Source organism: Citrobacter sp. TBCS-14 (assembly GCF_005280805.1).
Lineage (GTDB): Bacteria > Pseudomonadota > Gammaproteobacteria > Enterobacterales > Enterobacteriaceae > Citrobacter > Citrobacter gillenii.
In genome coordinates this window covers 1-661 of the sequence record NZ_SZWM01000044.1, presented here as the reverse complement: position 1 = coordinate 661, position 661 = coordinate 1, and the positions used below count along the sequence as shown (strand labels likewise).

The following is a 661-nucleotide window of genomic DNA, read 5'->3' as shown; positions in this document are numbered from 1 at the left end:
TGAGATGCGGGTTTTCGCCTTAACGGACGACAAAGCTCTGCTGATGATCGGCTGCGAAGCAGGGGCATACAACACGATCGATCTGGCATGGACCGTTTCTCGTACCACACCGTTTACCTCTCGCGCTGTACGTCTGAGCCTGCCATTTAAAACCGATGCTGACAGTACCGACATGGAGCTGACCAACGCTACGTTTGACGAGAAATCTCGCGAATTGGTCACTCTCGCCAAAGGGNGATATGGAGTTGACCAATGCTGCGTTCGATGAAAAATCGCGCGAGCTGATTACGCTCGCCAAGGGCCGAGGTTTGTCGGACTGCGGTATCCAGACTCGCTGGCGTTTTGACGGCCAGCGTTTTCGTCTGGTGCGTTATGCGCAGGAGCCAAGCTGTGATAACTGGCATGGACCAGATGCCTGGCCCACGCTGTGGATTACGCGTTAATTTAATGCCGGATGCGACTGCGCCTTATACGGCCTGATGGTGATAGATGTCGTAGGCCTGATAAGACGCGTGAGCGTCGCCATCAGGCGTTCAGCACCTTATGCGCTTTGTCGACGATGTTCTCCACCGTAAAGCCGAAGAACGGGAACAGCTTGTCTGCCGGGGCAGATTCCCCATAACCGGTCATGCCGACAATAGCCCCTTTCAGGCCGACATAT

The 661-nt window shown here is 54.8% G+C and carries 1 protein-coding gene and 1 pseudogene; one reads left to right on the top strand and one right to left on the bottom strand.

Features of this window, described 5'->3' with window-relative positions; genetic code table 11:
• Nucleotides 1-443, top strand: a pseudogene (locus tag FDX22_RS30730) (DUF1176 domain-containing protein); the annotation flags it as partial.
• 82 nt (nt 444-525) lie between these two features.
• Here FDX22_RS30730 and FDX22_RS30725 read toward each other — a convergent pair.
• A partial coding sequence (locus tag FDX22_RS30725) for a hypothetical protein (protein WP_186805258.1) occupies nt 526-661 on the bottom strand: 136 nt, incomplete at its 5' end.